The sequence below is a fragment of the bacterium genome, from assembly GCA_020440705.1.
In the GTDB taxonomy this organism is placed as follows: Bacteria; Krumholzibacteriota; Krumholzibacteriia; order LZORAL124-64-63; family LZORAL124-64-63; genus JAGRNP01.
In genome coordinates this window covers 1-5,225 of the sequence record JAGRNP010000184.1, presented here as the reverse complement: position 1 = coordinate 5,225, position 5,225 = coordinate 1, and the positions used below count along the sequence as shown (strand labels likewise).

The 5,225-nt window shown below is 73.5% G+C and carries 3 protein-coding genes, 3 tRNA genes and 1 other RNA gene; all 7 read left to right on the top strand.

Annotated elements, in window-relative coordinates:
- On the top strand, positions 1-1,560 hold a 1,560-nt coding region (locus KDM41_17115), incomplete at its 5' end, for a hypothetical protein (protein ID MCB1185142.1).
- 50 nt (positions 1,561-1,610) lie between these two features.
- Entirely contained in the window at positions 1,611-3,836 is a 2,226-nt protein-coding gene (locus KDM41_17110) for a hypothetical protein (GenBank protein ID MCB1185141.1), read from the top strand.
- On the top strand, positions 3,833-4,312 hold the full coding sequence (gene tadA, locus KDM41_17105; GenBank protein MCB1185140.1) for a tRNA adenosine(34) deaminase TadA: 480 nt from the start codon (positions 3,833-3,835) through the stop codon (positions 4,310-4,312). Before KDM41_17110 ends, tadA begins: the two co-directional genes overlap by 4 nt.
- A 74-nt stretch (positions 4,313-4,386) precedes the next feature.
- Positions 4,387-4,474 (top strand) — tRNA-Ser (locus KDM41_17100).
- Positions 4,475-4,538: 64 nt separating this feature from the next.
- Positions 4,539-4,628, top strand: a tRNA-Ser gene (locus KDM41_17095).
- A 34-nt stretch (positions 4,629-4,662) separates the two neighbouring features.
- A tRNA-Ala gene (locus tag KDM41_17090) sits at positions 4,663-4,738 on the top strand.
- Between the two features lie 85 nt (positions 4,739-4,823).
- Positions 4,824-4,921, top strand: an RNA gene (gene ffs / locus KDM41_17085) — signal recognition particle sRNA small type.
- Positions 4,922-5,225 lie beyond the last annotated feature (304 nt).

The following is a 5,225-nucleotide window of genomic DNA, read 5'->3' as shown; positions in this document are numbered from 1 at the left end:
GCCGGGGCCCTGGCCTTCGGCTGGAGCGGTTCGCTGCGGCCCATCGCGGGGGTAACGCCGGCGGCGGAGATGCTGGCCCTGCCCGCGACCCGTCCGGCGACGGACTGGCGCGAGGCGGCCCTCGGCACCGGCGGCGGCGTCGACGAGCTGGCCGGGCTGGTGCCGGTCGGGGTCGATCGGGAACTGGCCCGCGATCTGGAGACCGACACCGCTGCGGTGCCCGCTCCGGACGGCGGGGCCCCGGCCGCGCGGGGCGACTGGCCCGACGCCGCGGGCATGTGGCGGCGTCTGGCCACCGACCTGGCTGGAGCCCAACCGGGCTTCGATCCGAACGCGACGGGTTGGCTGCTGCACCCGATGGGGGCGGCGGGCGCCGGGACGGCGGTGCGGTCCGGCGCGCTGGTGCCCGGTGGGGCGTGCGCCGTGCCGCTGGTGACGGGCGACGCGTCGCTGGGCGCCATCGGCACCGTCACCTGGGTGGACGGCGACCGGGTGCTCATGATGGGACACCCCTTCATGCAGCGGGGGCCGGTGAACCTGCCCCTGGCCACGGCCGAGATCCAGACCATCCTGCCGAGCCGGGAGATGAGCTTCAAGATGGGCAGCGTGGGCGCGCTGGTCGGAGCGGTGCACCACGACCAGCGGGCCGGACTGGCCGGGCGCCTCGGTCCGGTGCCGGCGCTGATCCCGGTCCGGGTGCAGGTGGGGGGCGCCGGCGGCGCGGTCCACGAGTTCGCGGTGGCCGACGATCCGCTGCTCACGCCGACGCTCGTGTTCTGGGCGGTCTACAACTCCCTGCTCGTGGCGGGCGACGACGCCAGCCTGCAGAACCTGGCCTACACCGTGCGGACCACCTGGGAGGGCGAGGCCGGACTCGCGGCCCGGCCCCTGGAACTGCGCGGGGTCACGGCCGGACCGGGGGGGGCGGCGGGCGTGGCGCGGGAGATCATGGGGCCGTTGACGGCCCTGCTGAACAACGCCCATGCGCCCCTGCGGCTCACCGCGGTCGAGGCGACGTGGGAGGTGCGCCGGCCCCTGCGCACGGCGCGCGTCAGCGGCCTGGCCGGGCCGCGCACCGTCGCCCGTGCGGGCGACGAGGTGACCTTCGCCGTCGAGCTCGACGTGCGCGACGGCGGGCCGGACGTCGAGGAGTTCCACGTGGTCCTGCCGCGCCATCTGGCACCGGGACCCTACCGGGTCGTGGCCGCCAGCGCGGCCGACCTGTTCGGGCTCGAGGCCCAGCGGGCGCCGGGGCGTTTCCAGCCCACGAACCTGCCGGGCATGATCGAGCTGCTGCGCACCGAGCGGTCGGGCGACGTGCTGGCCCTGGCCATCCTGGCGCCGGGCACGTCGCTGGTGGTGGAGGGTCGCGAATTGGCCAACCTGCCCGAGAGCATCGCCGAGACGGTGCAGGCCGGGAACCTCGGCGTGCAGCGCAGCCTGGCCGACTACGTCCTGCGCATGGATCGTCGGCTCGAGCACCTGGTGGTCGGGCACGCGGTCCGGCATCTGGAGATCAAGGCCACACCGGCCCCGGTGGGCGAGGAGAGACGGCCGTGACCCGCGGCGCGGGACACCCCGCCGCCATGGCGATCAGGAAGGGATGGTCGATGAATTCGAGGAAGCTGCGCGAAGGTTCCGCCGTGGTGGCGGGTGTGCTGGGCCTGCTGCTGCTGGCCGGAGGTCCGACGCTGGCGGCCGGCCCGGTGTTCTGGGACTGGCCCGCCGACCGGGCCATGGACGAGCTCGAACTCGAGGGGGCGACCCTCGACGATGCCGGTCATCTGGTGGCCGGCATGACCGCCCGGCCGCTCGGCCCCGACGGACCGGAGGTGTGCTGGACGGCCGTCCCCGACGGCGACGGCGGCTACTTCACGGGCACCGGCCACGGCGGCGAGATCCATCACTTGGACGCGCAGGGGAAGGGCCGAGTGCATGCCCGGCTCGAGGGCACCGAGATCTTCGCCCTGCTGCGCCTGCCCGGCGGTGACCTCCTGGCCGGCTGTGGGCCGGAGGGGTATCTGTTCCGCGTCGGGCGCGACGGTGCGGCCCGCGTGGTGGGCACCGTGGCCGAGGGCTACGTGTGGGCCCTCAGCGCCGGCGCCGACGGGCGGGTGTGGATCGCGGCCGGCAGTCCGGCCGCCCTCTATCGCTACGGGCCGGCCGACGATGCCTTCGGGCGGGTGGCCGGGTTCGACGCGCAGAACGCGCTGGACGTGCTGGCGCGGCCCGACGGCGGCGTCCTGGTCGCCACCCAGGGACCGGGGCTCGTCTTCCGCGTGGATGCGAAGGGGCAGTCGCGCCTGGTCCACGAGACCGCGCAGGACGAGGCCCGGCAGTTCATCATCGGGCCCGAGGGGGCCGTGTTCCTGCTGGCCCTGCGCACGGCCGACGATCTGGACGAGGCGGCCGGGCGCCCGGGGGGCGTCGCGCCTTCGCCGCCGCCGGCGCTGCTGGCCCTGCTCGGCGGCGAGCCCACACCCGAGACGCCGGCGGCCGCCCTGTACCGCATCGGCGAGGACGACCGCGTCGAGACGTGGTGGAGCGGTCCGGACGAACTGCTCACCGCCGCCTGGAGCGAACGCTGGGGCTGGCTCGCGGGCGGGCCCCTCGGCGACGACGAATCCCACGCCACCCTGCAGCGCCTGATTCCGCCCCGCAGCCAGCACGTGCTGGCGCGTTGGGAGGGCGGCGACGTGCTGCAGATCCTGGTCGATCCGGACGGAGGCGAGCCCCTGGCGGCGTGCCAGGCCCATCCGGGCGCCGTGGTGGTGCTGGGCGACAACGGGCACCTGCCGCGCCAGGCCACGAGCCCGCCCCTGGACGGCGGCCGGCCCGTGCAGTGGGGCCGCCTCGGCTGGCAGGGCGACGCCCCGCAGGCCGGCCTGCGCTGGTCGGTGCGCGGCGGCAACCGCTCGGTGCCCGATGAGACCTGGACGGCCTGGTCGGACGCCTGGACCGACGCCGACCACGCCATCGATCTGCCGCCCACCCGGTTCCTGCAGTGGCGGGTCGCGTTCCCGGCCGGCCGCAAGGCCACCGGGGCGCGGGTCACGTCGGTGGCGGTGAGCGCGTGGCAGGACAACCTGCCCCCGGTCATCGCCGATTTCCAGCTCGAACAGCTGCAGGACATCACCCTCGGGGGCATGATCAGCGGCTCGGACAACGTGACCCAGCGCTTCCGCAGCGGGCTGCAGGCCGAGTTCAGCCGCGGCGCGGCCGAGGACGACTGGCCCGGTCCGGTGCGCGGCGGCCTCGGCCGTCCGGTGCGGATCTTCACCTGGCAGGGCAGCGACCCCAACGGCGACCGGCTCACCTATCGCCTGGCCTACCGGCGGCAGGGCGGGGACGCCTGGCGGCCCCTGCCGACCAGCCGCCCCGACCGCTTCGAGACCCGCGAGACCCTGCTCAGCTGGGACACCACGGAGGTGGCCGACGGCGTCTACGAAGTGCGCCTGACCGCCAGCGACGAGCGGGACAATCCGGCGGGCCGGACCCTCGGCGCGAGCCGCATCCTGGGGCCGATCCGCGTGGACAACACCGCGCCCGAGATCACCGACTTCCGCCTGGAGGCGATCCCGACCGGTTTCCGGGTCCGCTGCCGCGCCCGCGACGCGGGGCACGTCCTCGGCGGGGCGCGCATCTTCCTGCCCGACGGCAGCGTGGAAAGACTGGATCCGGTCGACCGGATCTGCGACTCTCCCGACGAGAAGTTCGCGGCCGAGGTGGCCTGGCCGCGGGACGGGGCCCCGACGGGCGTCGTGCCGTGGCGGGTGCGACTGGAGGTGCGCGATCTGGCCGGCAACCTCCAGGTGGTCGAGGGTGACGTGAGATGAATGGTGGAATCTTCGCCGACTTCGCCAAGCACGAACGTTGGCTGCACGAGGCGCTGAAGGAGGCCCAGGCCGCCGCCGACGAGGGCGAGGTGCCCGTCGGTGCGGTGGTGGTCCGGGACGGGAGGATCATCGGCCGCGGGCGCAACCGGGTCGAGACGCTGCAGGACCCCACGGCCCACGCCGAGATCATGGCCATCGGGGCGGCGGCCGGCGAGGGGGAGAGCTGGCGCCTCGACGACGCGACCCTCTACGTGACGCTCGAACCCTGCACCATGTGCAGCGGCGCGATCCTGCTGTCGCGGGTGGGGCAGGTGGTCTTCGGGGCCACGGATCCGCGAGCGGGGGGCGTCGTGAGCACGGCCCGGCTCCTGGACGGCAACCCCTACAACCACCGGGTTTCGGTGGTGGGGGGCATCCTGGGCGAGGAGTGCGCGGGCCTCTTGAGCGACTTCTTCGGGGAACGCCGCAACCGCTGACGGCGCCGGATTTTCCGTCCGGGTGGCGTTGATTTTGCCGGGATCGGGTGCTATATTGCCCCACCGATTCCGGTGGAGAGGTGCGAGAGTGGCTGAATCGGCTCGCCTGGAAAGCGGGTGTGCAGCAATGTACCGTGGGTTCGAATCCCACCCTCTCCGCCAGACCGGACCCGGCCGCGGCGCCTGACGCCGCGCTGGCATTGCCTGGGACAATCGAATATATTGCGGAGAGGTGCCGGAGTGGTTGAACGGGGCGGTCTCGAAAACCGTTGAGCATTTCGATGTTCCCAGGGTTCGAATCCCTGCCTCTCCGCCAGAAGATCGAGTTGGAAAAACTCAATAGACATGTTGGGGGTGTAGCTCAGTTGGGAGAGCGCTTCGTTCGCAACGAAGAGGTCAGCGGTTCGATCCCGCTCATCTCCACCAACATGGGGGGGGCTTCCGCCGGGAAGCCCCCCACCTTTTCGCCGCAGCGTCCGCTCGCCTGAGCGCACCTGCCCGCGGCTTGATGGGCCAGGCCCGGCGTGACGCCGGAGCACTAACTCCGTCAGGACTGGAAAGTAGCAGCGGTACGTTCCCTTCGACGTGTGCGCCGCCAGCCTGGCCCGCTCAATCTCCTCGCCGATGAATCCCGGGTCATCGCTGTCGCCGTTCGCGCCGGACGCGGGGGCGGCCCATCGCGGCTTCCTGCCGCGATGAGCCTCGGCCTCGCGGCGCTCCGCCCTCCGTGGCTCCGCGCCGCTCGGACGCCCCACGCCCGCCGCGAACGGCGCCAGCGAAGCCGTCATTCCCCCGCCGAGCCGACGCAGCGTTCATCTTCCGGCAGGTCAGGGTCGGGGCGGTTTCGGCAGGGCGTTTCCGCGGAGGTCGCCGGCGGTCCCGGGGGACTTGCGGCGACTTCTGCCTTTCGGAG

Excerpts from the sequence above, each read along its gene's own strand:
- tadA (MCB1185140.1), top strand. The coding sequence starts at position 3,833 with ATGAATGGTGGAATCTTCGCCGACTTCGCCAAGCACGAACGTTGGCTG.
- KDM41_17110 (MCB1185141.1), top strand. The coding sequence starts at position 1,611 with ATGAATTCGAGGAAGCTGCGCGAAGGTTCCGCCGTGGTGGCGGGTGTG.